Origin of the sequence: Hymenobacter polaris (assembly GCF_012927305.1) — a bacterium.
GTDB classification, from domain to species: Bacteria; Bacteroidota; Bacteroidia; order Cytophagales; family Hymenobacteraceae; genus Hymenobacter; species Hymenobacter polaris.
In genome coordinates this window covers 362,300-384,927 of sequence record NZ_JABBGH010000002.1, presented here as the reverse complement: position 1 = coordinate 384,927, position 22,628 = coordinate 362,300, and the positions used below count along the sequence as shown (strand labels likewise).

General features: G+C 67.8%; 31 protein-coding genes and 1 tRNA gene. 19 read left to right on the top strand and 13 right to left on the bottom strand.

Going from position 1 to position 22,628, the window contains the following annotated elements:
* Positions 1–91 precede the first annotated feature (91 nt).
* From HHL22_RS12075 to HHL22_RS12060, 4 genes are all read left to right on the top strand, one after another.
* Positions 92–1,111 carry a homoserine O-acetyltransferase family protein gene (locus tag HHL22_RS12075; protein WP_169531589.1) on the top strand — a complete coding sequence of 340 codons (1,020 nt, stop codon included), beginning with the start codon at positions 92–94 and terminating at the stop codon, positions 1,109–1,111.
* A gap of 62 nt (positions 1,112–1,173) precedes the next feature.
* Positions 1,174–2,202, top strand: a complete 1,029-nt coding sequence (locus tag HHL22_RS12070; RefSeq protein ID WP_169531587.1) for an aliphatic sulfonate ABC transporter substrate-binding protein — start codon at positions 1,174–1,176, stop codon at positions 2,200–2,202.
* 2 nt (positions 2,203–2,204) lie between these two features.
* The gene (locus HHL22_RS12065; protein ID WP_169531586.1) at positions 2,205–3,050 is read left to right on the top strand and encodes an ABC transporter permease; all 846 of its coding nucleotides are present in this window, start codon (positions 2,205–2,207) and stop codon (positions 3,048–3,050) included.
* 82 nt (positions 3,051–3,132) lie between these two features.
* Complete coding sequence (locus HHL22_RS12060; RefSeq protein ID WP_169531584.1) at positions 3,133–3,867, top strand: ABC transporter ATP-binding protein; 735 nt, start codon at positions 3,133–3,135, stop codon at positions 3,865–3,867.
* A gap of 120 nt (positions 3,868–3,987) precedes the next feature.
* Here HHL22_RS12060 and HHL22_RS12055 read toward each other — a convergent pair whose 3' ends face one another.
* Entirely contained in the window at positions 3,988–5,214 is a 1,227-nt protein-coding gene (locus HHL22_RS12055) for a carboxylesterase family protein (RefSeq protein WP_169531582.1), read from the bottom strand.
* Positions 5,215–5,354: 140 nt separating this feature from the next.
* On the opposite strand from HHL22_RS12055, the gene HHL22_RS12050 reads away from it, so the two are divergent.
* Positions 5,355–6,257: a S66 peptidase family protein gene (locus tag HHL22_RS12050; RefSeq protein ID WP_169531581.1), complete on the top strand. Its 903-nt coding sequence runs from the start codon at positions 5,355–5,357 to the stop codon at positions 6,255–6,257.
* A gap of 43 nt (positions 6,258–6,300) precedes the next feature.
* Here the strand turns inward: HHL22_RS12050 and HHL22_RS12045 are convergent, their stop codons facing one another.
* A complete protein-coding gene (locus HHL22_RS12045) occupies positions 6,301–6,759 on the bottom strand; it encodes a hypothetical protein (protein WP_169531579.1) in 459 nt (152 codons plus the stop codon).
* 129 nt (positions 6,760–6,888) lie between these two features.
* Between HHL22_RS12045 and HHL22_RS12040 the strand changes: the two genes are divergently transcribed.
* Positions 6,889–6,961 (top strand) — tRNA-Thr (locus HHL22_RS12040).
* Between the two features lie 149 nt (positions 6,962–7,110).
* On the top strand, positions 7,111–8,427 hold the full coding sequence (locus tag HHL22_RS12035; protein WP_169531577.1) for a tyrosine-type recombinase/integrase: 1,317 nt from the start codon (positions 7,111–7,113) through the stop codon (positions 8,425–8,427).
* A 122-nt stretch (positions 8,428–8,549) separates the two neighbouring features.
* Here HHL22_RS12035 and HHL22_RS12030 read toward each other — a convergent pair whose 3' ends face one another.
* The gene (locus HHL22_RS12030; RefSeq protein WP_169531576.1) at positions 8,550–8,744 is read right to left on the bottom strand and encodes a hypothetical protein; all 195 of its coding nucleotides are present in this window, start codon (positions 8,742–8,744) and stop codon (positions 8,550–8,552) included.
* A gap of 71 nt (positions 8,745–8,815) precedes the next feature.
* On the opposite strand from HHL22_RS12030, the gene HHL22_RS12025 reads away from it, so the two are divergent.
* From HHL22_RS12025 to HHL22_RS12005, 5 genes are all read left to right on the top strand, one after another.
* Positions 8,816–9,388: a thermonuclease family protein gene (locus HHL22_RS12025; protein WP_169531574.1), complete on the top strand. Its 573-nt coding sequence runs from the start codon at positions 8,816–8,818 to the stop codon at positions 9,386–9,388.
* Positions 9,389–9,441: 53 nt separating this feature from the next.
* On the top strand, positions 9,442–10,191 hold the full coding sequence (locus HHL22_RS12020) for a hypothetical protein (protein WP_169531572.1): 750 nt from the start codon (positions 9,442–9,444) through the stop codon (positions 10,189–10,191).
* Positions 10,192–10,280: 89 nt separating this feature from the next.
* Positions 10,281–10,934, top strand: a complete 654-nt coding sequence (locus HHL22_RS12015; protein ID WP_169531570.1) for a hypothetical protein — start codon at positions 10,281–10,283, stop codon at positions 10,932–10,934.
* Between the two features lie 89 nt (positions 10,935–11,023).
* Positions 11,024–11,248 carry a hypothetical protein gene (locus HHL22_RS12010; protein WP_169531567.1) on the top strand — a complete coding sequence of 75 codons (225 nt, stop codon included), beginning with the start codon at positions 11,024–11,026 and terminating at the stop codon, positions 11,246–11,248.
* A gap of 18 nt (positions 11,249–11,266) precedes the next feature.
* Positions 11,267–11,863 carry a hypothetical protein gene (locus HHL22_RS12005; protein ID WP_169531566.1) on the top strand — a complete coding sequence of 199 codons (597 nt, stop codon included), beginning with the start codon at positions 11,267–11,269 and terminating at the stop codon, positions 11,861–11,863.
* 78 nt (positions 11,864–11,941) lie between these two features.
* On the opposite strand, the gene HHL22_RS12000 is transcribed toward HHL22_RS12005, so the two are convergent.
* Positions 11,942–12,406 carry a hypothetical protein gene (locus HHL22_RS12000; protein ID WP_169531564.1) on the bottom strand — a complete coding sequence of 155 codons (465 nt, stop codon included), beginning with the start codon at positions 12,404–12,406 and terminating at the stop codon, positions 11,942–11,944.
* A gap of 240 nt (positions 12,407–12,646) precedes the next feature.
* On the opposite strand from HHL22_RS12000, the gene HHL22_RS11995 reads away from it, so the two are divergent.
* The 3 genes from HHL22_RS11995 to HHL22_RS11985 all read left to right on the top strand — a co-directional run bounded on the left by HHL22_RS11995 (position 12,647) and on the right by HHL22_RS11985 (position 14,931).
* A complete protein-coding gene (locus HHL22_RS11995; RefSeq protein WP_169531562.1) occupies positions 12,647–13,114 on the top strand; it encodes a LexA family protein in 468 nt (155 codons plus the stop codon).
* A 108-nt stretch (positions 13,115–13,222) separates the two neighbouring features.
* A complete protein-coding gene (locus tag HHL22_RS11990; RefSeq protein WP_169531560.1) occupies positions 13,223–14,572 on the top strand; it encodes a Y-family DNA polymerase in 1,350 nt (449 codons plus the stop codon).
* A gap of 17 nt (positions 14,573–14,589) precedes the next feature.
* Positions 14,590–14,931 (top strand): hypothetical protein, encoded by a 342-nt coding sequence (locus HHL22_RS11985; RefSeq protein ID WP_169531559.1) that lies wholly within the window; start codon positions 14,590–14,592, stop codon positions 14,929–14,931.
* Between the two features lie 74 nt (positions 14,932–15,005).
* Here HHL22_RS11985 and HHL22_RS11980 read toward each other — a convergent pair whose 3' ends face one another.
* From HHL22_RS11980 to HHL22_RS11940, 9 genes are all read right to left on the bottom strand, one after another.
* Positions 15,006–15,734 carry a PD-(D/E)XK nuclease-like domain-containing protein gene (locus tag HHL22_RS11980; protein WP_169531558.1) on the bottom strand — a complete coding sequence of 243 codons (729 nt, stop codon included), beginning with the start codon at positions 15,732–15,734 and terminating at the stop codon, positions 15,006–15,008.
* Positions 15,735–15,745: 11 nt separating this feature from the next.
* Complete coding sequence (locus tag HHL22_RS11975; RefSeq protein ID WP_169531556.1) at positions 15,746–15,994, bottom strand: hypothetical protein; 249 nt, start codon at positions 15,992–15,994, stop codon at positions 15,746–15,748.
* A gap of 73 nt (positions 15,995–16,067) precedes the next feature.
* Positions 16,068–16,745, bottom strand: coding sequence for a hypothetical protein (locus HHL22_RS11970; RefSeq protein WP_169531555.1), 678 nt, complete (start codon positions 16,743–16,745; stop codon positions 16,068–16,070).
* A gap of 69 nt (positions 16,746–16,814) precedes the next feature.
* A complete protein-coding gene (locus HHL22_RS11965) occupies positions 16,815–17,054 on the bottom strand; it encodes a hypothetical protein (protein ID WP_169531554.1) in 240 nt (79 codons plus the stop codon).
* 3 nt (positions 17,055–17,057) lie between these two features.
* Positions 17,058–17,369, bottom strand: a complete 312-nt coding sequence (locus HHL22_RS11960; protein ID WP_169531552.1) for a DUF3846 domain-containing protein — start codon at positions 17,367–17,369, stop codon at positions 17,058–17,060.
* 55 nt (positions 17,370–17,424) lie between these two features.
* Complete coding sequence (locus HHL22_RS11955; protein WP_169531550.1) at positions 17,425–17,931, bottom strand: hypothetical protein; 507 nt, start codon at positions 17,929–17,931, stop codon at positions 17,425–17,427.
* Between the two features lie 73 nt (positions 17,932–18,004).
* Positions 18,005–18,328, bottom strand: coding sequence for a DUF7447 family protein (locus HHL22_RS11950; protein WP_169531549.1), 324 nt, complete (start codon positions 18,326–18,328; stop codon positions 18,005–18,007).
* 57 nt (positions 18,329–18,385) lie between these two features.
* Positions 18,386–18,706 (bottom strand): hypothetical protein, encoded by a 321-nt coding sequence (locus HHL22_RS11945; RefSeq protein WP_169531548.1) that lies wholly within the window; start codon positions 18,704–18,706, stop codon positions 18,386–18,388.
* Positions 18,666–19,052 (bottom strand): hypothetical protein, encoded by a 387-nt coding sequence (locus HHL22_RS11940; protein ID WP_169531546.1) that lies wholly within the window; start codon positions 19,050–19,052, stop codon positions 18,666–18,668. Before HHL22_RS11940 ends, HHL22_RS11945 begins: the two co-directional genes overlap by 41 nt.
* A 180-nt stretch (positions 19,053–19,232) precedes the next feature.
* Here HHL22_RS11940 and HHL22_RS11935 point away from each other — a divergent pair, with 180 nt between their 5' ends.
* The 4 genes from HHL22_RS11935 (at position 19,233) to HHL22_RS11920 (ending at position 22,617) form a co-directional block, all read left to right on the top strand.
* The gene (locus HHL22_RS11935) at positions 19,233–19,649 is read left to right on the top strand and encodes an SLOG family protein (RefSeq protein ID WP_169531545.1); all 417 of its coding nucleotides are present in this window, start codon (positions 19,233–19,235) and stop codon (positions 19,647–19,649) included.
* 972 nt (positions 19,650–20,621) lie between these two features.
* A complete protein-coding gene (locus HHL22_RS11930) occupies positions 20,622–21,413 on the top strand; it encodes a hypothetical protein (protein WP_169531543.1) in 792 nt (263 codons plus the stop codon).
* Between the two features lie 3 nt (positions 21,414–21,416).
* The gene (locus tag HHL22_RS11925; protein ID WP_169531541.1) at positions 21,417–21,944 is read left to right on the top strand and encodes a M15 family metallopeptidase; all 528 of its coding nucleotides are present in this window, start codon (positions 21,417–21,419) and stop codon (positions 21,942–21,944) included.
* Positions 21,945–22,071: 127 nt separating this feature from the next.
* The gene (locus tag HHL22_RS11920) at positions 22,072–22,617 is read left to right on the top strand and encodes a hypothetical protein (protein WP_169531539.1); all 546 of its coding nucleotides are present in this window, start codon (positions 22,072–22,074) and stop codon (positions 22,615–22,617) included.
* Positions 22,618–22,628 lie beyond the last annotated feature (11 nt).

The window sequence follows — 22,628 nt, the reverse complement described above, 5'->3', positions numbered from 1 at the left end:
GTGCTGTTAGTAGTTAGCTAAGGCCATTCGCGTAGTCAGCTTGGCGCAGCCAAGCGTATCTGCGCAATCCGTTAAATCTGTTAAATCTGCGATGCTTTTTGACCTCCCCAATCCCTTCCCACTTGAAAGCGGCGAAACGCTGGCCGGCGCGCGCGTGGCCTACCGCACCTGGGGCCGGCTGAATGCCACCCGCGACAATGTGGTGTGGGTGTGCCACGCCCTCACGGCCAATGCCGACGTGCTGGACTGGTGGCCGGGGCTATTTGGGGAAAGCTGCTTTTTTGACCCCGCCGACTGGTTTATTGTGTGCGCTAACGTGCTGGGTTCGTGCTACGGCAGCACCTGCCCGCTCGACGCCGACCCCGCCACCGGGCAGCCGCGCTACAGCCAGTTCCCGCTGTTGACCGTGCGCGACCTGGCCGCCGCCCATGAGGCCTTGCGCCAGGAGTTGGGCCTAGGGCAGGTGCATACGCTCATTGGGGGCTCGCTGGGCGGGCAGCAGGCGCTGGAGTGGGCCGTGCAGCAGCCCGACGTATTTCGGCACCTGGTGGTTATTGCCACCTGCGCCCGGCACTCGGCCTGGGGCATTGCCTTTAATGAGGCGCAGCGCCTAGCCATTGAGGCCGACGCTACTTACCACGAAAACCGCCCCGGCGGCGGCGATGCCGGCCTGGCCGCCGCCCGCGCCGTGGCTCTGCTTAGCTACCGCGGCTACGAGGCCTACAACCACACCCAAACCGACCCCGACGATGCGCGCCTGCGCGACTACCGGGCCGGCAGCTACCAGCGCTACCAGGGCAACAAGCTGGTGGCCCGCTTCGACGCCTACAGCTACGTGGTGCTTACGCGGGCCATGGACTCGCACCACCTGGGCCGGGGCCGGGGCGGCGTGGCGGCGGCCCTAGGGCGCATTCGGGCGCGCACGCTGGTGCTGGGCATTACCTCCGACGTGCTATTCCCACTCGGCGAGCAGCAGGAGCTGGCCGCCGGCATTGCGGGCGCAGTGTATGGCGAGTTGGAATCCAGCTTTGGTCACGACGGTTTTTTGCTCGAAACCAGCAAAATAACGCAGGCCCTGGAAGCCTTTTACGCAACTGAGCTGGCCGAATAGGTTGGCCCGCCGGCCCTAGGAAATCCTGCGCCGGCTGCTTTCTCTTACCTCCTTGCTTACCCATGCTTTACAACTTTCTGCCATATTCTCCCGCCGCGAAAGTCCGTGCTCTTGTTCCGCTGGCGCTGCTGGGCCTGCTAGCGGGCTGCGGCGGCGCGGGCAGCGGGGCCACGGCCGAAGCGCCCACCACCGTCCGGCTCGATTATGCCTACTACAACCCGCTGAGCCTCGTGCTGAAGCAGCAGGGCTGGCTGGAAAAAGACCTGACCCAGCAGCACGTGCAGGTAGAGTGGGTGCTGAGCCAAGGCAGCAACAAGGCGCTGGAGTTTTTGAACGGCAAGAGCATTGACTTTGGCTCGACGGCGGGCGCGGCGGCGCTTATTGGCCGGGCCAATGGCAACCCGCTCAAGGCCATCTACATCTACTCGAAGCCCGAGTGGACGGCCCTAGTCACCAGCGCCAACTCGCCTATTAAAACGGTGGCCGACCTAAAGGGCAAGCGCGTGGCCGCCACCAAAGGCACCGACCCCTACATCTTTCTGCTGCGGGCCCTCGACCAGGCCGGACTAAGCGAAAAGGACATTGAGCTGATACCGCTGCAGCACGCCGACGGCCGCGCCGCCCTGGCCACCGGCGACGTAGCCGCCTGGGCGGGCCTCGACCCCCACATGGCCAAGGCCGAGCTGGAATCGGGCGCCCGCCTCTTCTACCGCAACCCCGACTTCAATAGCTACGGCGTGCTCAACGTGCGCGAGGAGTTTGCCCGGCAGCACCCGGCCTTGGTGCAGCAGGTGCTGGCCGCCTACGAGCACGCCCGCGCCTGGGCCCAGCAACACCCCGCCGAGCTGCAGCAAACCCTGGCCACCGAAGCCAAGCTCAGCCCCGCCGTAGCCGCCAAGCAGTTGGGCCGCACCGATTTTAGCAATGTGCAGTTTGGGCCCCAGCAGCGCGCCACCATCGCCGCGGCCGGCAACGTGCTCAAGCGCAGCGGCACCATCGAGGCCAGCGTGGACGTGCAGCAAACCCTGAATGACCTCATCGACCCGCAGTACGCGGCCAAGCTCGCGGCCGAGCCGGTAGCCGTTAAGTAAGCATGGCCGCCTCTACTTTAGTTGCTCCGCTACTAGCCCCGGCGGGCCCCACCACGGCCAGCCCAACCCAACGGCCCCTAGGCCCCCGGCAGTGGCCCTTGGGTGCTGTGCTGCCGGTAGCGCTACTGGCGCTGTGGGAGGTGCTGGCCCGCCTGGGCGTGCTGCCGCCCAACCTACTGCCCGCACCTTCGCGGGTGCTAACCACCATTGCCGAGCTAGCGCGCACCGGCGAGCTGTGGCCGCACCTGGGCTTTACGCTAGGCCGGGTGGCGCTGGGCTTTGGGCTGGGCGCGGGGCTAGGCACAGGCTTGGGGGCGCTCACGGGCTACCTGCCGCTGATGCGCCGGCTGCTCGACCCGCTGCTGCAAGGGCTGCGCAATATTCCGTCGCTGGCCTGGGTGCCGCTGTTCATCCTCTGGCTGGGCATCTACGAAACCTCGAAAGTGGTGCTGATTGCGGTGGGCGTGTTTTTTCCGGTGTATTTGGGCGTCATGACGGGCATTCAGCAAGTAGACCGCAAGCTGGTGGAGGTGGGCCGCGTGTACGGGCTGGCGGGGTTGGCGCTGGTGCGGCGGGTGTTTTTGCCGGCCACGCTGCCCGCCTACTTTGTGGGCTTGCGCAACGGCCTAGGGCTGGGCTGGATGTTTGTGGTGGCCGCCGAGATTATGGGGGCCAACAAGGGCCTAGGCTTCTTGCTGATAGATGGCCAGATGACGGGCCGGCCCCAAACCATCCTGGCCAGCATCCTGCTGTTTGCCGTGCTGGGCCGCTGCACCGACTCGCTGCTGGCGCTGCTGGGCCGCCGCCTGCTGCACTGGCAAGACACGCACGGCACAAGTTTTAGTTAAATACTTATCAGTCATCAGTTACGCCGTCCTACTAACTGGTGGTTGAAAAGTTGATAGGCAGCAGGTAAGAATTAGTAATTGAATGCTTCAGTTAGAGCACATCGGCAAGCAGTTCGCCAACGGGGTGGTGGCCCTTCACGACATCAGCCTGCACCTGCAAGCCGGCGAAATCGTGACCCTGGTGGGGGCTAGCGGCTGCGGCAAAAGCACGCTGCTGCGCCTGGTGGCGGGCCTGGAGCCCCCCAGCACCGGCCGCGTGGCGCTGGCTGGCGAGCCGCTCACGGCCCCGCACCCGGCGGTAGGCGTCATCTTTCAGGAGCCTCGGCTGATGCCCTGGCTCACGGTGCGCGCCAACGTGGCCTTTGGCCTGGCGCAGCTGCCGGCCGCCGAGCAGATGGCCCGCACCGACGCCGTGCTGGCGCGCGTGGGCCTTAGCAACTTTGCCGATGCGCTGCCCCGGCAGCTGTCGGGCGGCATGGCGCAGCGGGTAGCCATTGCGCGGGCCCTGGTAACCCGGCCGGCGCTGCTGCTGCTCGACGAGCCCTTCAGCGCTCTCGACCCCTTTACCAAGGCCAGCATGCACGAGCATTTGCTTGACATTTGGGCCGATACCCGGCCCACGCTGCTGCTCGTAACCCACGACGTAGAAGAAGCCCTCGTGCTCAGCGACCGGGTGGTGGTGCTGCACGGCCACCCCGGCCGCCTCAGCCAAACGCTGACCCTGGACCTGCCCCGCCCGCGCCGCCGCACCAGCCCCGAGTTTCAAGCCTGGAAGCAGCGTGTGCTCGACGCCCTGGCAGTAGAAGTTGGCGCCTAGCAAAAGAGCCCTGGCGAGGCGGCCAGAGTTCTTTTTATGGACACCCACGAGGCGGCCAGTAGCCTGGCAGTACGCTGCGTATCGTCCCCTAGGGGGATAGTAGGGAAGCACCTTGGGCTTTTACTCAAACACCACCCGCACTGGCGCTTGGCCGGCGAAGCGCAGCGCGTACAGGCCCGCCGGCAACCCACCGCGCGGCAGCTGCTCGGTGGGCGCCTGCGGGCGGAAGCGGCGCACTACGCGCCCGGTTACGTCAAGCAGCTCGGCCTCGCCCAGGTGGGCAAAGTCAGCGGGCAGGGCCAGCTGCACCACTTCGCGGGCAGGGTTGGGATAGGCCTGGAATACGGCCGGGGCGGCCGCAGCGCGGGCCGCCAAAGCCACGCCGCTCCGCTTCAGCAGCGGGCGCAGAAAATCGCGCACCGTCCAGAACACCGTATCGGCGTAGGCCTGGCTGGCTTCGAAGGGCACGTGGCCGGCCTTGCTGAAGCGGCGCAGCACGTTGGTAATGCCCAGGGAGGCAGCCCGCGGGTTGAGCCGGCCGCTGCCGTACACGTACTTGGGCGGCAGCAGCGAGCCGATGCGACCCTGGAAGTACGGCACCGTGGTATCGGCCGTGCCGTGGGCGCTGCACAGCGGCGCGTTGCCGGCCTCGATGATACTGGGGCTTTCGGTGGCGCCGCTCAGGTTGATGACGGCGGCCACGGCGCTGCTGTAGCCAGGGCTGCCGCTGTTGCCCTCGATGCCCCCTAGGGCCGCCAGGTCGAGGTAGCTGGGCACCTCACTAGCCTTGTCGAGGTAGCCGGTTTCGAGCGCGGCAAACGCCCCGGCCGACGAGCCCGCCGCCACGACGTAGCTGGGCTGAATGCGGTACGTTTTGGGGCCGGCCGCATCCTGGCGGAAGTAGCGCACGGCCGCTTTCATGTCGAAGCCCCCGCGCAGGGCGGCAGCGGCAATCTTGGCCGTATCGGCCGCCGCGCCGAAGCCGGTGGCCGCGTAGCCCAGACGGTACTCGATGCTGGCCACCACGTAGCCCAGCCGGGCCAGCCGCGTGCAAAACGCCACTGGGTAGGCATCAGCCTTGGTGCCGGCGATGAAGCCCCCGCCGTGGGCAAAGATGATGAGCGGCCGGCGCTGCACCGTATCGCCGGCCGGCTGGTACACATCCATGAGCAGGGTTTGGGTGGCGCCGGCGTAGGTGGTGGCCGAGCCGTAGGCCACGTCGCGCGTCACGCTAGCGCTGGCAAACACCGGCTGGTAGTAGCGCCCGCGGGTGGTATCGAGGCCGGCGGTTTGGGCGCGGCCTAGGGTTGGCAGGGCCAGCAGTAGCCATAGGTACAGGTACTTCATAGCACGGCAACGGGTAAAAGGTGAATATTCAAAAATAGCACTCAAGCCCAGCCGACTGGTTAGCCCTAGGCCATTATTTTAACTTTAAACCCCGTCTGGGCCGCGCGGCCGCGTTATTTGTGCCCGCATTCCGTTCCTCGATGTCGACTATCGCCCCCCCTCCCCTTCGGCCCGGCCAGCGCGTGGCGCTGGTAGCCACCGCCCGCAAAATCACCGCCGCCGAAGTTGATTTTGCCGTGCAAACCCTCAGCGGCTGGGGCCTCGAAGTGGTGCTGGGCACTAGCATTGGAGCCGCGAGCCACCAGTTTGCCGGCACCGACGACGAACGTCGGCGCGACCTGCAGCGCCAGCTCGACGACTCCAGCGTGCGGGCCATTATCTGCGCCCGCGGCGGCTACGGCACCGCCCGGCTGCTCGACGAGTTGGATTTCAGCGGCTTTGCCGCCAGCCCCAAGTGGGTAGCGGGCTTCTCCGACATTACGGCCCTCAACTGCCACCTGCTACGCCTGGGCTATCAAAGCATTCACGGGGTGATGCCAGTCCTATTTGGACAGGCTGCGGGCGAGGCCGCCGTAGCCAGCCTGCGGGCGGCCCTAGGGGGTGCGCCCATGCCCTGCGAGGCCCTTGCCCACCCCCTCAACCGCCCCGGCACCGCGCAGGGCGAGCTAGTGGGGGGCAACCTCAGCCTGCTGCACACCCTGACGGGCACCCGCTCCCAAGTTGATTTTACGGGCCGCATCCTGTTTCTGGAGGACCTGGATGAGTACCTCTACCACATCGACCGCATGCTGCTGCACCTGCACCGCAGCGGGCAGCTGGCGGGCTTAGCGGGCCTGGTCGTGGGGCACTTTTCGCAGATGCGCGACAACCTGATTCCTTTCGGCCAGTCGGCCTACGAAATTATCGACCAGTACGCCCAGCGCTATCACTTCCCGGTGGGCTACGGCTTCCCCATCGGCCACGAGCCCAGCAACCATGCCGTAGTAGTAGGCCGCCAGGCCACGCTCGATGTAGCGGCCACTGGCAGCCAGCTACACTGGTAGCCGCCTGGTACCTCGGCTGTGCCTTGGCTGCCGGGCGGTGCCCCTAGGGACGCCGACGCGGGTAACGGCGCTGGCGCAGGGCCCGCGCCACGGCGCCAGCTACCAGGCCCCCCACGGTGTACCAGGTTACCGTCATGGCCTGGGTTTGGGGCGTGCGGTTGCTGGGGGCGGTGCCCAGGCCCAGTGGCCCTGGCAGCACTACGCCGCCCACGCCCGCCAGCACCCCTAGGGCCACGCCGCGCCCCAGCGTGTGCCGGCCACTGCCCACCAGGCTATAGTAGAGGCCATTGCTAAGCACATCGCCCAGCATGGTGGCCGAGTAGGCGGTTTGCGGGCAGGGTTGAGGCAGGTCTTCCAAGCGCAGGAGTTTGCGTAGGCCCCGTTCGCCCAGCACATCCATACGGGGCGCATCGTGGGGGCGCAGGCGACGCACGGTTTCGTGCAGGGCGGTGAGGGCAATGGCGCCGGCAAAGCCAGCAGTGAGCGAGGCGAGTAGTTTCATATCGGTTGGCCAGCACCAGCCAGGTAGCCAGCGCGGCTTGGATTGTACGAAAATTCCGGCCAGGGTTGCGCTGGGCCGGCTGCCTCGCGTATCTTTGCAGCCCCAGCGCCGAAAAGTGCGTCGGGAAACGCCAACTTAGCTCAGCTGGTAGAGCAGCTCATTCGTAATGAGCAGGTCGCAGGTTCGAATCCCGTAGTTGGCTCATACTTACCCTCCCGGTACGCCCGGAAAACTGCCCTCTCGCGCTGCGAAGGCCGTTTTCCGGGTTTTTTGCGTTTGGAGGAATCGGTACTTCCGGGCGCGAATCTTTCACTTTAAGGCGGGAGCGACGCTACCCTACACGCTACCCTTATGGTTACCCAATTCGTGCTGCGAAAGCAGAAGAAGAATGCGGCGGGAGAATGCCCGGTGCAGTTAATCGTGTACTTCGACGGGGCGCGGCTGACGTGCGCGACGGGCGAGAAGTGCCGGCCGGCCGACTGGAACGACAAGCGGCAGCAATTTCGCGGCAGCTACCCATTGACTGAGGAAGCCAACAACCTGCTGAACCGCATGGCCACCGACGTGCTGACGTGGTGGCGCAAGCTGCGGGCGGCCGGCGAGCAGCCCACGCTGGCTAGCCTAAAGGCGGTGCTCAAGCCGGCAGCCGAGCCGGGGCCAACGGCCCCGGTGCTGCGGCCCATGACGGAGCTGTATGAGGAGTACCGGCAGGCACTACGGGCGCGGGGCTACTCTAAAGAAACACTGCGCCAGCGGCTGGTGGTGCGCAACTGGCTCGGCGACTTCGAGCGCGACACGGAGGAGCGGCTGCACCCGACTACCTACGAGGTAGCTACCCACGACAGGCTGCTGGCTTACCTGCGCTTCGAGCGCAAGCTAGCCGAGAACACGGTGGCTACCCTCGTGCGCAACGTGAAGGTGTTTCTGCGCTGGTGCCGCGAGGAGCGCGGCATGGCCGTGCCGGTGGAGCTGCGCAAGCTCCAGGGCAAGGCGGTGGACGTGGTGAAGATGTGGCTCACGGCGGCCGACCTGGATGCGCTGGCCGCCACGGTGCTGCCCGACTACCTAGTGAAGGTGCGCGACGTGCTCTTGTTCTGTTGCTATACGGGGCTGCGCTACTCGGACGTGCAGGCCCTGCAGCCGGGCAATGTGGAGCAATGGAATGGTAACCGCATCCTGCGGCTGGTGCAGACCAAGACGAGGGCCGGGGTGAGCATCTACCTAACGGAAGCGGCGGGAGCCATTATCGACAAGTACGCAGCGCGGGCGGACGGGCAGCGGGCGCGGCTGCTGCCGGTGCTGGCCAACCAGGTGATGAACCGTTTTTTGAAGCGGGTGGGCAAGTACGCGGGCCTCACGGCGGAAGTCGTATTGGCCGAGCGCGTAGCCGGGGAGATGGTGAAGAAGTCGGTGCCCAAGTTTGAGCTGCTGACGATGCACACGGCTCGGCACACGTTTGCCACGCAGAGCTTGCTGCGCGGGATGCCGGTGGAAGTGTTGCAGAAAGTGATGGGCCACACGCGCATCCAAACCACACTGGTATATGCCAAAGTGGTCGAGGACTTACAGCACCAGACTATGCAGCGCGTGTGGGAAGGCCAAGCCGGGGGCCGTGAGCAGGAAACCACCGGCGCGGTGTGCCGGGTGCTGCCTGGTGCGGCGGCCTAGGGCGGCGGAGCCGGGGCCGCCGACGGGGCGGCTCCGGTCTTTGCAGCAGCGGCCGGGCGGCCGTACCGTTGCTATACTCCAGCCATGCTTTAGCTATACTCTAGGCATGCCCAAGCTAGGCGCTAGCAGCGGGCCAGGGCGCGGACTACCTCGGCTTCGGGCAGGCCGGTGAACTGGCAGAACTCGCCCACTGATACGTAGGCGCCGGCGGGCTTGCCGAGCTGGGTTCGGATACGCTGGAGCAGGCGCTTGCCGGCGCTGTACTGGTTGCCGGTGAGCTGCGCCGCCTGCTTGGGGTAGATGCAGACCTGGGGCATGTGGGGGCCTTTGGGGTATAGTTGGCTAGGCGAATATACAACCCGGTAGGCGGCGGCCCTAGGTTCGGGGTATGATTCGCTACCACGCTTTTTTACGGCTAACCACTGCGGCCCTGCTGGGCCTGGCGGCGGGTGGGCAGCAGCTATTGGTTGGGGCCCAGCCGTCGGGCCGGGTGGTGCTGGAAACGGCCCGCGTGGTGCGGGTCATCGATGGTGATACCTACGTGCTACTGGCTGGGGCTACCACGTTTAGGCTGCGGCTGCGGGGCGTGGATGCGCCCGAAACCGACCAGCCCTTTGGAGTACTGGCAGCCGATTCGGTGCGCCGGCTGCTGCCGGCCGGGCAGCTGGTGCTGGTGCGCCGGGCGGGGCTGGACTTGTACGGCCGCACGCTGGGCGACGTGCTGCTACTGGCCGCCCCGGCGCGGCCGATGGCGCTGGACTCGGTGCTGGTGGTGCGGGGCTGGGCCTGGGCTTACGACCCTACCCATACCGTGGCGGGCCGGGCGCAGCAGCAGATGCTAGCCCAACGGGCCGGTCGGGGATTGTGGCGCTGCGGCACCCTAGGGCCGGTGCCGCCAAAGCTGTGGCGCTCGTTTGCGGCGGCCGTGAAGCGGCGCTACGCCGGGGGATGCGCCTGGTAACGAATTGTCTAATAAATGTTTTCTATCACTTTTTCCCTTTTCCACTTTTTCTTATGGCAACCCAAACTGGTATTCTGGGCCTGAAGGGCACTGTTGGCGGCCTCGTGTTCGCCAAGGACGGCTCGGTGCGGCAGAAGCCCGCCTCGAACAAGGCCGCGTTTAACTCGGCCGCCTCGCTAGCCCGCACCCGCGAGAACGCCTCGGAGTTCGGCCGCGCCGCCGCGGCCGGCAAGCTGCTGCGCGACTCGCTGCGCGTGCTGATTGCCGCAGCCTCGGACTCGCGTATGGTGTCGCGCCTGACGCAGGCCATGCGCACCATCATCGGCCTGGACGAGGCCAACGACCGCGGCGAGCGGGTGGTGGATGCGGATAACGCCCGTGACGAGTTGATTGGCTTCAACTTCAACCTGGGGGCGGGCATCGGGCAGACGCTGTTCTTTCAGTACGGCATTGCCGGCAGCGGGGCGGATGTGACGCTGAGCATCCCGAGTCTGAACCCGCAGACTGACATTGTGGCCCCGCAGGGCGCCACGCACTTCGAGGTGCTCTACGGCGTGTCGGCGGTAAACTTCGAGGCGGGTACCTTCCGGGTGGCCACCGTGGCGCAGCCGCTGGGTGTGCTGGCCCTGAACTCGGCGGCGCTGCAGAACCGCGACGTGGTGGCCACGCTATCCACGGCCCCGACGGCCGACGAGCTGGTGGTGGGCGCGGTGGGCATCAACTTCTACCAGATGCTCAACGGCAAGCTCTACCCGCTCAATAACAATAGTACCAACCCGCTGGCTATCGAGTACGTGGGCTAAGTGCCGGGCGGCGTCGGCGGCTAGCTGCGACCCTAGGGCCTGGGCCAGGCATCTCTTCTTCCTTTTCCACTTTTTCTTTTTCCCTATCTGTGGCCACCAAGACCGCTTACCAGATTCAGGCCGACAAGCGCACGAAGGCCGCCCTCAAGCTGCGGGCCCGCTTCGACGCCAAGGCCCGCAAGTACGCCACCGCCCTGGTGGCAGCCCTGGCCGGGGCGGCCGACGCCCGCGCCCGGCTCGACCGCATTAACTCTCTTTACGGGGTGGATGTCTCGACCGAAACGCTGCTGGTGCACGCGCTGCGCACGGCTGGGCTGAGCGACATGCTCACGGCCGCCACCGGCGGCAGCTCGCCGGGCGAGGAAGTGCAGGTGTTCAACCCTACGGCAAACGGCAACGGCGGCGGGGCCTTGGCGGCTGAGCCGCTGTTTGGCGAAGCCGTGTCGGTGGTAGCCAATATTCCGGGCGGCAGTGAGGCCGCGCCGGTACGCAGCTACGACACCACGCTGAGCGGGCCCAACCAGGACGGGGCCGGCGTGACGCTGGCCGCTTCGGCGGGTGACACGCTGCAGTTCAACGCCCTGGCCAGCGGCGGCGCGGCCCCGGCCTCGATGGACATTTACCTCGGGGGCGCGCAAGTGGCCTCGGTGGCCTACCTCGACCGCTACGCTGGGCAGCCGTTCCGCTTCACCCACGCTGGCGTGGCCCACACGGGCAGCTTCGCCGCCACGGTGAACTTCTAGGTCTGACGGCCTAGGCAATGAGTGGGCCGGCCCTGGTGCGCAAGCCGGGGTCGGCCTTTTGCTTTTTTCCATTTTCATTTCCCTAGGGTATGGTACGGATTGCCGGAGTGCGGCCGATGGCGGCGGTAGGCGCGGTGCGGGCGCAGGTGGCGCTGGGCGACTGGCTGCTGGCCGAGGTGCAGGCCCCGGCGGGCACGGCACCGGCCGAGCTGGCGCGGGTGTTCGCCGTGGGCGAGGCTTGGCCGCTGGTGGGCCTGCCGGCCGGCTACCGGCTACTGGGTTACCTCGACCCGCGGGAAGACTGTATTTTCTAACTTTTCTACTTTCTACTTATGAGTCTGATTAACAAAGCCCTGGTGGGCATTCTGTTTAGTGGAGCAGCCCTGCCGCTAGCCTCGGCTGCCTGGAAGAACCAGGTGCGGGCCATTTACGGCTTCAACGCCGCCGGCACCGGCTACACGGTGTTCAAGCCGGCCAACACCTTCAACTCGCTGCAGCAGCTTGTGCCCGAGGGCAGCTACATCCTGGACGTGGCGCAGCCGGGCTTTGAGCTGCCGGGGGCGGTACTGACGGGCGCGGACGCCGCCGGGCCGACGCTGACGGTGAGCGAGCTAACCAGCGGTTTGGATGACACTGGCCGCTTCTACGTGCGCTGTCGGCTCACGTCGAGCCAGCCCGGTGACGCGACGGCCAGCGTGCTGCTGGCCCTGCCCACCCGGAGCGGCAGTGCTGACTGCGCCGGCGCGACCTGGGCTACGGGCGTGGCCCTAGGGCATTTGGTGGACCTGCCGATTGACGCGCTGGTGAACTCGACCAACGGCCTCAACCAGGATGACGCGGTGGAGCTGTTCGCCGTGACTTCAAGCGGAGCGCAGGCCTACCAGCAGTTCGAGTTTGGGAACAACCCGGTCGATGTGGTAGCAGCCTAAGGCCACGAGGCTATATGATTCTGGCGAAGGCCGGCTCCTGGACGGGAGCCGGCTTTTTTAATGGGCTGCCGGGCTGGCTCAGGCGGCCTGCAGCTCATCTTCGCGATAGCAGTCCCAAAAGCCGTCGCGGAGCTGGTAGACCGGCACCCGCTGCACCAGGCCCGTGGTGGGGTGGCGCTCCTTGAGGTAGCCTTGCCAGACAACGGGGTGAGCCTGCTGCTGCGTGAGTGGACGCACGGCCTGCCCTAGCGCGTAGGTGAAGCCCGCGGCCGGGGCGGGCGGGGGCGGTGAGCCGGGCGCTTCATCGGTCCAAGAAACGGCCGGCTCGTCGCCGTAGTCGGGGTCGGCGGGCGCGGGCTCGTCGTAGGTAGGCTGCCCTGCGTCGTCATAGTCGGGGTCAGCGGGCACCTCATACTCGCAATCGATTACGTCATCGAAGCCGGCTGGCGCGGCCTCGTTGTAGTCGGGGTCGGGACCGGTTTCCCAAGTGGCGAGGTGCTGGTCTTCGTCGAGTGAATAGCGTAATTTTTTAGCAGTCGCCATCGGGCCCGGGCAGCTAAGGTGATAGAAACGGAATACTAAGTTACATAGCAAGTCTAAGTACTAGCAAGGGTCGCGGGGCTTTCAGGCTGTTCTTTATGAGGCCACTAGTGGGTGAGTGGACTTGACACTAGAATATTTTTAGGCTTGATATTCAGGCGTTGTTGCCAAATCAGCTAGGCAGAAGATGGCCTAATCAGGTTAGTTTGCGTTTATTTTGGTGTCCAGCTATTCGCTTTTATTATGCACGACGTGTTACTTATTCCGGTGGTAGAAGCGCCGATGCCGCTGCTGCTGCCGGTGTTCGCCTGCCGGGTTTCGGCAGGCTTTCCCTCGCCGGCCACCGATGAGTTGGAAGGGCTGTTCGACTTGAACAAGCTGCTGTTTCGCCACCCCGATGCCACGTACCTGGTGCGCGTGATGGGCGAGAGCATGGCCGGCGCGGAGATTCACGCCGGCGATTTGCTGGCGGTGGACAAGCACATTGAAGCCGACCACGGCCACATTGTGGTAGCCGTGCTGGAAGGCGAGTGCACGGTCAAGCGCTTGGAGCGGCGGGGCGAGGACTGGTGGCTGGTGCCGGCCAACCCGGCCTTTCAGCCCTACCGGGTGCGCAACACCGAGGAAGTGCACATCTGGGGCGTGGTGACGCACGTGGTGCACGAGCTGCTGCCGGGCAAGCTCACGGCCCTGATTCAGAGCTACGACTAGGGTTCATTTAACAAGTAACAATTATCATTTAACAGCCAGTTATACAATTCCATAGGTTGCCTATTTGAGTTTGCGCCTGCTTGTTAAATGCTACTTGATAACTGACCTATGTTCGGCCTGGTTGACTGCAACAATTTCTACGTGAGTTGCGAGCGGGTCTTTCAGCCGCGGCTGGAAGGGCGACCGGTGGTGGTACTCTCGAACAACGACGGGTGCATCATCTCGCGCTCGCAGGAGGCCAAGGCGCTGGGGCTGAAAATGGGCGACCCGTACTTCCAGGTCAAGGGGCTGCTGCGGCAGCACGGGGTAGCGGTGCTCAGCTCGAACTACACGCTGTACGGCGACATGAGCCGGCGCGTGATGCACTACCTGGGGCAGACGGTGCCGGGCGTGGAGGTGTACTCGATTGACGAGGCCTTTCTGGACCTGGGCGGGCTGGAGGCGCACCTGGGCCGGCACATCGGGGGCAGCCTCACAGCCTTTGCCGGGCGCATCCGGGCCGATGTGAAGCGGCGCACGGGCATCCCCACCTGCGTGGGGGTGGCCCCGACGAAGACGCTGGCGAAGCTGGCCAACCGGCTGGCCAAGCAGGACGCGGCCCTGGGCGGGGTGTTGCACCTGGACTCGGACGAGCGGCGGCGCTGGGCGCTGGGGCAGGTGGCGGTGGGCGACGTGTGGGGCGTGGGCCGGCAGTACGCGCAGAAGCTCACGGCGGCCGGCATCGACTCGGCGGCCGACCTCTCGCGGGTATCGGAAGCGTGGGCGCGCAAGCAGCTGGGCGGCGTGGTGGGGGCGCGGCTGGTGCGCGAGCTGCAGGGCTACCCGTGCGCGGGGCTGGGCAGCAGCGAGGACGGCAGCCTGCGGCGGCAGAGCCTGACGTGCTCGCGCACGTTTGGCCGGCCGCTGCGCGAGCGGGCGCTGGTGGCGGGGGCCGTGACCTCGTTCGTGGCGCGGGCGGCGGAGAAGCTGCGCCGGCAGGGCGAGCTGGCGCACGTGCTGACGGTGTTCATCAGCCAGAACCGCTTTGCGCCGGGGGCGGAGCCGGGCGGACACTCGCGCTCGGCAGTGCTCACGCTGCCCGTGCCCACGAGCGACACGCGGGAGCTGGCGGCGCGGGCCGGGCAGCTGCTGGGGCGCATCTGGGAGGAGGGGGCGGTGTATGTGAAGGCGGGCGTGGTGCTGGCCGGGCTGGAGCCGCCGGGCCGGGGGCAGCAGCTGGGGCTGTTCGGGGGCGGGCCGGCGGCCCCGGCTCCGGTAGCCGCGCCGGTGGGGCCGGCTCCGGGCGCGGCGCTCATGGCGGTGCTCGACGGGCTGAACGAGCGCTTCGGGCGCGGGACGGTGCAGCTGGCGGCGGCGCTGGGGCCGGCCGGGAGTGGGCCGGTGCCCTGGCAGGGGCAGGCGGCGTGGCGCACGCCGGCTTATACGACGCGGCTGGAAGACCTGTTGATTGTCAAGTAACCCTCTCCTCTTTACACATGGCTTTTCCAATACCGCCGGCCCACCTGCCCGGTGCCCAATTACCTTGTCAGACAACCAATAAGGGCATCATGCGGCGGCTGCACAACCGGCGCATCGTGATGGCCCGGCTGCCCGATGGCAACTGCTATATCCACATCTCGCTGGCGCTGAAGCCGGGCGAGGCCGATGAGCTGCGGCAGCAGGAGGGCCATGTGGACTGCGCCAGCGACTACATCCTGCGCGACCGGGTGCGGTACTCGGTTATCATGCTCACGGGCGAGGCGATGGACGCGATAGTGAACGGCTGGGGCCAGTTGGGGGAGCTGACTGAGCAACGCAGGAAGCGCAGGCGGGTGTAAGCTGCGCTCGCGCTCCCAACTAAAAAGCCCCGGCCGGCGTGATGCTGGTCGGGGCTTTTTTCGTGGTGATAATCTCAGGCGGCGGCTAGTAGGCGGGCGGGCGCGGGGCTGGTGGGCAGGAGAGGCACGGGCCGCTGGCTGGCGGTGGCCTGCTCGGCGTGGGCGCGTAGCAGGCGGGCGTACTTGCGGCGGCCGTTGGCCAGCTGCTCGGCGGTCAGCTCCACCACCCACACGGCCGGCTCCTGATTCTTAGGCGGGTTCTTCTGCACGGCAATCAGCAGGGCGCGGTGGGCCTGGAGCACGTCGGCGTAGAGGGCCTGCTGGCGGTCGTAGCCGTACTGCTCGACGGTGGCCAGGAACTGGGGCAGGTCGCGGCAGCTGGTGGTCTTGAAGTCCACGAGGGTGCGGCGAAGGCCGGCGGGGCTGTCGATGAGCAGGTCGGGGCGCACCTTCACCGTCAGGCCGGTGGCGTCGTGGGTGGCGGTGTAGCTCTGCTCGGCCTGGCCGCGGTAGAGGACGTGGCGCGGGTAGCGCTGGCGGCGGATGCGGCGGGCCAGGGCGGCGGCGCGAGCGCGGGCCTGCTCGTCGGCGGGGTCGTGGGGGTTGGTGGGCGTGAACAGGTGCGGCTCCAGCGTGGCGGTGTGGAAGTGGGAGCCGAAAGCCAGGGCGGCGGGGCTGCCGGCGTGGCGCGGGCGGCCGAGCAGTTGGTCGGCCAGGGCGGAGAGGTCGGTATTGCTAAGGCCGGGCAGGGCGCGGTGCTGGGCCTGGGTGAGGCCGGCGTGGTGGGTAAGGTTGGTGAACATAGTGTAGGGGGTTATTGGTGACGGTCAAGGATGAAGGCGAGGCGCTGGGTTTCGGTGGTGCGGTGCAGCCAGATGTGGGAGCCACCGCAGCCGACCTCGTAGGCGGGGGGCGGGAAGAGCTGGCGCACGGCGGGCGCGAGGTCGCGCAGGTCGGGCAGCGGGGCGGTGGTGGCGACGAGCTGGGTCAGCTCGGCGAGGCGGGCGGCCTCGGCCGCGTCGGTGGCAGGCAGCTCCTGGCGCAGTTCGGGGGTTTGCAGCATGGCAGCAGGGGGGCGCTAGGGCTGCGCCGCCCGCCCCGGTGGGTGGCGGGGCGGGCGGGCAGCCAGTGGGGGGCTAGGCGGCGGGCAACTGGGCCGGCTCCGGCTCGGCGGGCAACTGGTAGCGGTCGGGGACGCGGTAGCCGGTGAGGATGCGCAGCTCGGCCGTGGTGGTCAAGGTTTCCTCACGGTAGAGGTCGAAATCCTCGGCGAACTCGCGGCGGGCCTGCACCTCGGCCGGGTCGGCGGCCTGGAAGCTGAACTCGGCGATGAAGTAGCTGCCGCCCACCTTCTTGTTCTCCTTCTTGACGGCGGTGGCCGTCAGCTGCACGTCGGTCAGGTGCAGGTCGTCGTAAAACAGGTCGGCGTTGAGGTGTTGCAGGTTCTCGGCGCTGTAGCCGTGGAAGAGCACCCCGCACACGATGCCCTTCTCGTCCGCGTAGAAGAGTTCGGCCCACACCTTGCGGCCCATGTTGAACAGGTCGTCGGCAAACACGCGCAGGGCCAGGGGGATGAAGGTGAGGCTCTTGCCGAGGATGTCGCCGCCGCCGATGTTGAAGCAGCCGGCCTTGCCATCGAAGCGAATCTGGCGGGGGTGGCCGGGCAGGTACTTGAAGCGGGGGCGCTCCACGACCTCGCCGCTGGCCTCGTCCACGGTGGCGGTGAGGTAGGCGCGGCTGGGCACGGGCAACTGGGCGGTGAGGGTTTCGGCGGCCGGGGCTACGGGGGCGGGGGTATTGGCTTTGGTAGGCATAAATAAGGAAATGGAAAATGGTGGGGGCCGCTTGGCGGCGCAGCCCTCGTTGGCCGTTTGGGAATGGTGCTAGTGGGGGCTGTCGTCGTAGCCGTGCGGGTCGTCCGGGTCGGGCCGGGCGTTCAGCTCATGGGTGTGCTGCTCGCGCTCGCAGGCGCAGTGCGCGGCGGCGGCAATGGCCTCGGCGCGGGTCAGCACGGCGGTGCTGGGGCTGAGGGCGCAGGTGGTGGTGCTATGGAGCTGGCGCACGGCGAAGCCGAAGCCGGCGGGGGTGCGGTGCACGTAGGCGCGGAAAGTTGGGGCTTTCATGGGCTAGCGGAATTGCTGGTCGTGGCAGAGAATGGCGCGGCCGACAATGGCATCCACACCCCGCGCCTGGGGTTGGTAGCTGTGCCAGAGGTAGGTGGCCAGCAGGTTGAGGTAGGCGGGCTGGCGGAATTTGCCGTCGTCGTCGATTAGCAGAATCAGCTCGTCGGTGAGGCGCACCACGTCCACCAGGGAGCAGTCGAGCAGGCGGTACAGCTCGGGCAGCTGGAAGTGGCGGCCGTTAGCCGGGGTGACGGGCTGCGGCTCGGCGGCGTGGGGGTCGAGCAGGTGGGGCTGGTAGGTGGTAGGGGCCGGCATGGTGGTGCTTGGTTTGGTAGGTAGGGCCGACCTCGGCGGCCGGCCCCTGGGTGGGTTAGTGGTGGGGGTGGTACTGCTCGTGGGCCAGGCGCTGCTCGTGGCGGTACAGGCGCTCGGCCTCGTCCTCGTGGTGGTCGCCGCTGCTGGCCCAATTGCCGCTGTCGTGCTCGCGCAGGTCGTCAGGGTCGGGGTCGTCAGCCTCCTCCTGGCCGGCATCGGCTGGCAGTGTATCGGCGGCGCGGGCGGCGGCCTCGGCGGCGGCAAAGCGGGCGGCTACGGGCTGGCCGGCGCTGGCGGCCCACGCCGTGCGGTAGGCCGTGCGGGCGGCGGGGTGGTCGTAGCAGTCCAGCGCGGTCTGCCGGGCCTCGTACTCGTGCAGCACGGCGGCGACGGCGGCCAGGGCGGCGTAGGGGCTGGGGTGGTCGCGCTCGACGTGCTGGCCGCACACGGTGGCGCAGGCCTTCCAGTAGCCGCCCCGGCTGCGGCAGAAGTAGAGGTAAGCGCCCGCGCCCAACAGGGCCAGGGCAAGCTGATTGAGGGAAATGGTGAGCGAGGCGGGCATGGCGAAAGGGGGAGTAATGGCCCGCGCCGCTGGTGGGGGCGCGGGCTTGGTGGGGACTTAGCTTCGCTGACTTTCAGTTCTCGGCGGCGTGGGTGGGCGGGGCAGCGGCCAGGCGGGCGGCCTCGGCGTGGGCGCGGTGGGCGGTGGCGTGGGCCTGGAAGCTGCCCACGGTGTCGATGTCGGCCGCGCCGGGTAGGAAGCGGCGCACGGTAAAAAGCCGGGGGCTGGCGCGGTCGTACTGCTCGCTGGTGACGAAGTAGATGCCGCCCGGCCCCTGGTGCACCCGCTCGCTGGCGCGAGAGCGGAAGTAGCGCATGGTGTCGGGGCTGAAGAAGTAGCGGCCGGCGGCGCGGTTGGCCGTCTGGATGTCGGAAAGGGTGTAGGTCTTGGGGTGCATGGCGAAGGGGGGGCTGGTGGCCCGCGCCGCTGGTGGGTGGGCGCGGGCCGGTGGCTGCTAGTGGTTGAGGTAGCCGGCAGCCCGCTGGGCGGCGGCGTAGGTGTGGCCCTCGGGGCTGGCCCAAAAGGCGCGGGCGGCGGCAGCGAAGGCCTCGCGGGCCTGCTGGTAGGCAGCCTTGGCGGCGGCGAGGCGGGCGCGGCCACCGGGGGCGTACTTGCCGTGCCGGGCGGCGAGCCACTGCTCGCGGGCATCGGACTGCGCCCATTGGGTGCGGGCCAACTCCTGGCCCGGCGTGGGGGCCGCGCCCGTGCAGGGCGCGGCCGGGGCGAGCACCGGGCTAGGCATGGGCGAGGCGGGCGCAGCGGTGGCGACGGGCACGGCAGGCGAAGCCGGCGGCGCGGGGCGGGCGGCCGGCAAGCTGCCCGCCCACGGTGGCCAGCACCCGGCGGGTGTGGCGCGTGGCGGCCTGGGCGGCGGCGAGCTGGCGGGCGGCCTGGGCCTGGATGCCGGCCACGTAGTGCTGCACGGCGGCAGCCACGGCCTCGAAGGGGCAGGCGGCCCGGCCGATATGGCACACGCCGCCCACGTGGTAGGACACGGCGTAAGTGGTAGCGGTGTAGTCGCCGACGGCGGCCGTGTAATGCTCGATATTGGCGAACACGGCGGCGCTGGGGCCGGACCAGGCGGCGGTAGCCAGTTGGGCGAATTGCAGAGTGGTAAGCATGGCTGTATGGGTTAGCCGTGGGGTGCGCCGCGCCGTAGGCCTCCGGGCAACGCTGGCGCGGGGGCCTGTCCCCCGCTACTACACAAATATACGCTAAATATGCACTACTTGATGCACTAAAATGCGAAATACATACGCACTTTATGCACTTTTTTACGCGCACATTTTGTATCTTTGCATATGAAAAATGTACAAATAGGCACTGCCGGAATAGTGGTAGCGGTAGTAGGGAGCCGGGGTGTGGACGGGGAGCCGGCGGCGGGGCAACTAGCGGCGCACCTGGCCCGGCTGCGGCCGGCGCTGGTGGTGAGCGGCGGGGCCGCCGGGGCCGACGCACTGGCAGCCGGCTGGGCGCGGGCCAACGGGGTGCCGCTGCTGGAGCTGCGGCCCGACTACCGGCGGCACGGAGCTGGCGCGACGCACGAGCGCAACCGGGCGATAGCCGAGCGGGCCGATGTGGTGCTGCTGCTGTGGGATGGGGCCAGCACGGGCACGCTGAGCACGGCCCGCGCCGCCGCCCGCCTGGGCCGCCCCTGCTACTGGCTGCTGCACGGCCCCCCGGCCGCCGGGCCGGTACCGGGCGGGCTGGGCCTGTAGCGCCGGCCACCGGCGGCCCCGGCCGAGCGGCGCGGACGGACGCGGCCGACCTGACACCCCTTGCTTGCCCTCGGCCAGGGGGCTTGGGGGCCGGCCGTGAGGCCCCCAATGGACACCCTGCGAAGCAGACCTTAGACTTAGATGCTGGCCGGAGGCCGGGCATGAATACCGGGGGTTTGGGGGGCCGCCCCCAACAGACACCGTGCGAAGCACACCGCTTTCGGCATCCGCGGTGGTAGGCTGGCTGACTGTAGGGAAGCGAGCCGTGGGGCCGGTAGCAGAGGCGGCTGACTATAGGGAAGCGGCCGGCGCGTGGGGCGGCCTAGTGCTGCCGCTGTATCAGCAGTGGGTGCGGTGGGGAGAGGCTGGCACCCGGCGGGAAGGAGCGTAGGCGGCCGGAATGGAGCGTAGGCGCAGCGTGAGCGGAGCCGGAGCGGAATGCAGACCGTCCGGAGCGACTGGCAGCCGGGGGCGGGCCGGGGCGGTGGGCTTCGGTAGCGGAAGGCGGGCCGCTGCGCGGGGGAGTTGCAGATGGGGAAGCGGCTGGCCTGGAGCGCTGGGGGCGGGCGTTGGGGCGCGGTGGGCCGCTGGCCGACCAACGGGAGGCGGGCGGGGGCGGGGGCTTGCGTCAGGGCCTGCTGCTGAAGTGTCGGGGGTCGGGCGGCGCGTCCCGTAGGGCGGGCGGCACGGCCCAGTGCCGGGCAGTATCAGCGGTGACGCGCTAAGGATGGGAAGGGAGCGACCAGCGGGAGCTGTGCGAAGCACCGGAGCGAAGCGTAGCCCTGTACAGCCTGGGCCGAAGGCAGCGCCCAGAATAGCGAGCACTTTAAAATACTATTTATCCGCCGTAAGCAAGCAACTTGGAAGGGGCGGCAACTGTATATACTTTTGTACAATAATTATTACCCTTTTTTACAGTAAATTGTCATGCTTTTCAGCACTAGTAAGACGGGGCACTTTGCCCAGATTCTCATGTCGGGTTTGTTGGGCGATGCGGTGGTGAACCAACTTACGCCCCCCTCGCCCGACCAGATACAGGCCTGGGGGTCGATGGTCATTCAGTTTCTGGTGGCGGTGGTGACTATCTGGGCCACGATTCGCAAGGCCCTGCAGAAACCGGAGGCGGTGGTGAAGGTGCCGGTGTCGCCGCCAGCTACCGTCACGGTGGCTTCCTGCCCGCCGGAGCCGGACGCTGGGGCAGGTGCCGGGGCTGCGCCGCTGCTGCTGCTCCTGGTGCTGCTGGGCTGGGGCTGTGCCTCGCACCAGCGCGGGGCTACCGGGCCGGGGCCGGTGGAGGCCGCGCCGGAGCTGCCGTTGGCTCGCGTGGACAGCGTGGTAGTGCAGGAGCCGATAGCAGGCAGCAGGGTATCGGGCCGGGCAACGGGCAGGTTTGTTGTTGCGTCGTCGGCCCGTGGTGAGCGCATCGTGGTGGGCAAGAAGGCAACGGTGAGTGTGTATTACGGAGCAGCTACCGTCAGCTCGTCGGCGGTGGCGAAGAAGGGGCAGGCGGCCACCGCGCCGGGGGCCGTGCTCACCAGCGTGCAGCACCCGCAGGCGGCGGTGGGCCTGGGGGCGGGCGCCACGGTGCAGGACTACCGGAAGCAGGGGCAGCGGGGCGGGGCGGCGGCCTCGGGCGCGGGGGCCACGGCCACGGCCACCACGGCGAAGGGCAGTAGCTGGTGGTGGCTGCTGGTGCTGGCGGTGGGGGGCGTGGGGTACGCGGCCTGGCGGGTGTGCCGGCGCAAGGGCTTTTTCAGCGCGTAACCGATGCGGGCGACTATCACCCTCACTGCCGCGCAGCAGGCCAGCCAGGCGGCGCGGCTGGCGCAGGTGCGGCCGGAGCTGGCGGCGGCCTACGGCACGGCGCTGGGGCGCTGGATAGACGACCCGAAGCTGCTGCTGCTGGGGCTGCCCATCGTGACCGAGGGCTACCGCAGCCCGGCCGAGCAGGATGCACTTTACGCACAGGGCCGTTACGGCCTGCTAGCGCTGAATCGGCTGCGGCTGGCGGCGGGGCTGCCGGCGTTTCCGGTGGGGTCGGCCGAGGCGCGGCGCATCGTGACCTATAAGCGGGGCGGGCAGAGCCACCACAACCACCAACCGAGTTGGGCGCTGGACGTTGCGCACCTGCAGGCGGACGGGTCGGTGAAGTGGGACAACGCGGCGCTGCTGCTGTTTTCGCACCTGCTGCTGGCGGCGGATGCGCGCATCGTGTGGGGCGCGGACTGGAACCACAACGGGCGCACCGACGACGAGCACTTTCAGGACTGGCCGCATTTTGAACTGGTGGGGTAGCGACGGTTACCCAAAAAGCTCGCTTCCTGTGCCCGTTGGTTGAACGGGTGCGGGTAGCGGGCTTTTCTTTGCAGGGCCGCGAAATGCGCTGCGCATTATGCTGGAACAACTCCCCTACTCCGCCGGTATGCCCGCTGAGCCACCCTTCATTCGTAAAGCCCGGAAAGCAATTGAGCAGGAAGCGGAAGGGCGACCGGACGCGGCCACTTACGCGGAAGCCGGCAATGCCGCCCTCAACATGATACTGGCGCACTACCTGGCCACGCCGGTGCTCAACCCTGGCCTGGTGGCCGACGAGCGCCTGGCCCGCCAGCGCGAGCACTACGAGCGTCAGCTTCAGAGACTGGCCAACCAACTGGCCGGGGAGCAGCAGACGGTAGCGCGGCTGCAGAAGGTTGCCAGCGAGGTGGATGCGGAAACCGGCCTGCCATTGGCCGAGGCCCTGCGCCGCGCCCGCGACCAAGTGAAGACGGCCCGCTACCAGCAAGAGGTAGCTGAGGCGGCATTTCGGACTGGCCTGCCGCCGGTGGTGGGCAAACGCACGGCCAACGCCCGGCACGAGCGCACGCTGGCGGAGAACCTGCGGCTGGCAACGCGGGTGCGGGAGTTGGAAGCGCTGCTTGCTTGCGCTGGGCCGACTGGTGATAGACGGGCTACTGGGGCGGTGGAGTGAGGCCGTTCTTA

Coding starts and splice junctions, on each gene's coding strand:
- HHL22_RS12075 (WP_169531589.1), top strand. CDS start 92: ATGCTTTTTGACCTCCCCAATCCCTTCCCACTTGAAAGCGGCGAAACG.
- HHL22_RS12070 (WP_169531587.1), top strand. CDS start 1,174: ATGCTTTACAACTTTCTGCCATATTCTCCCGCCGCGAAAGTCCGTGCT.
- HHL22_RS12065 (WP_169531586.1), top strand. CDS start 2,205: ATGGCCGCCTCTACTTTAGTTGCTCCGCTACTAGCCCCGGCGGGCCCC.
- HHL22_RS12060 (WP_169531584.1), top strand. CDS start 3,133: ATGCTTCAGTTAGAGCACATCGGCAAGCAGTTCGCCAACGGGGTGGTG.
- HHL22_RS12055 (WP_169531582.1), bottom strand. CDS start 5,214: ATGAAGTACCTGTACCTATGGCTACTGCTGGCCCTGCCAACCCTAGGC.
- HHL22_RS12050 (WP_169531581.1), top strand. CDS start 5,355: ATGTCGACTATCGCCCCCCCTCCCCTTCGGCCCGGCCAGCGCGTGGCG.
- HHL22_RS12045 (WP_169531579.1), bottom strand. CDS start 6,759: ATGAAACTACTCGCCTCGCTCACTGCTGGCTTTGCCGGCGCCATTGCC.
- HHL22_RS12035 (WP_169531577.1), top strand. CDS start 7,111: ATGGTTACCCAATTCGTGCTGCGAAAGCAGAAGAAGAATGCGGCGGGA.
- HHL22_RS12030 (WP_169531576.1), bottom strand. CDS start 8,744: ATGCCCCAGGTCTGCATCTACCCCAAGCAGGCGGCGCAGCTCACCGGC.
- HHL22_RS12025 (WP_169531574.1), top strand. CDS start 8,816: ATGATTCGCTACCACGCTTTTTTACGGCTAACCACTGCGGCCCTGCTG.
- HHL22_RS12020 (WP_169531572.1), top strand. CDS start 9,442: ATGGCAACCCAAACTGGTATTCTGGGCCTGAAGGGCACTGTTGGCGGC.
- HHL22_RS12010 (WP_169531567.1), top strand. CDS start 11,024: ATGGTACGGATTGCCGGAGTGCGGCCGATGGCGGCGGTAGGCGCGGTG.
- HHL22_RS12005 (WP_169531566.1), top strand. CDS start 11,267: ATGAGTCTGATTAACAAAGCCCTGGTGGGCATTCTGTTTAGTGGAGCA.
- HHL22_RS12000 (WP_169531564.1), bottom strand. CDS start 12,406: ATGGCGACTGCTAAAAAATTACGCTATTCACTCGACGAAGACCAGCAC.
- HHL22_RS11995 (WP_169531562.1), top strand. CDS start 12,647: ATGCACGACGTGTTACTTATTCCGGTGGTAGAAGCGCCGATGCCGCTG.
- HHL22_RS11990 (WP_169531560.1), top strand. CDS start 13,223: ATGTTCGGCCTGGTTGACTGCAACAATTTCTACGTGAGTTGCGAGCGG.
- HHL22_RS11985 (WP_169531559.1), top strand. CDS start 14,590: ATGGCTTTTCCAATACCGCCGGCCCACCTGCCCGGTGCCCAATTACCT.
- HHL22_RS11980 (WP_169531558.1), bottom strand. CDS start 15,734: ATGTTCACCAACCTTACCCACCACGCCGGCCTCACCCAGGCCCAGCAC.
- HHL22_RS11975 (WP_169531556.1), bottom strand. CDS start 15,994: ATGCTGCAAACCCCCGAACTGCGCCAGGAGCTGCCTGCCACCGACGCG.
- HHL22_RS11970 (WP_169531555.1), bottom strand. CDS start 16,745: ATGCCTACCAAAGCCAATACCCCCGCCCCCGTAGCCCCGGCCGCCGAA.
- HHL22_RS11965 (WP_169531554.1), bottom strand. CDS start 17,054: ATGAAAGCCCCAACTTTCCGCGCCTACGTGCACCGCACCCCCGCCGGC.
- HHL22_RS11960 (WP_169531552.1), bottom strand. CDS start 17,369: ATGCCGGCCCCTACCACCTACCAGCCCCACCTGCTCGACCCCCACGCC.
- HHL22_RS11955 (WP_169531550.1), bottom strand. CDS start 17,931: ATGCCCGCCTCGCTCACCATTTCCCTCAATCAGCTTGCCCTGGCCCTG.
- HHL22_RS11950 (WP_169531549.1), bottom strand. CDS start 18,328: ATGCACCCCAAGACCTACACCCTTTCCGACATCCAGACGGCCAACCGC.
- HHL22_RS11940 (WP_169531546.1), bottom strand. CDS start 19,052: ATGCTTACCACTCTGCAATTCGCCCAACTGGCTACCGCCGCCTGGTCC.
- HHL22_RS11935 (WP_169531545.1), top strand. CDS start 19,233: ATGAAAAATGTACAAATAGGCACTGCCGGAATAGTGGTAGCGGTAGTA.
- HHL22_RS11930 (WP_169531543.1), top strand. CDS start 20,622: ATGTCGGGTTTGTTGGGCGATGCGGTGGTGAACCAACTTACGCCCCCC.
- HHL22_RS11925 (WP_169531541.1), top strand. CDS start 21,417: ATGCGGGCGACTATCACCCTCACTGCCGCGCAGCAGGCCAGCCAGGCG.
- HHL22_RS11920 (WP_169531539.1), top strand. CDS start 22,072: ATGCCCGCTGAGCCACCCTTCATTCGTAAAGCCCGGAAAGCAATTGAG.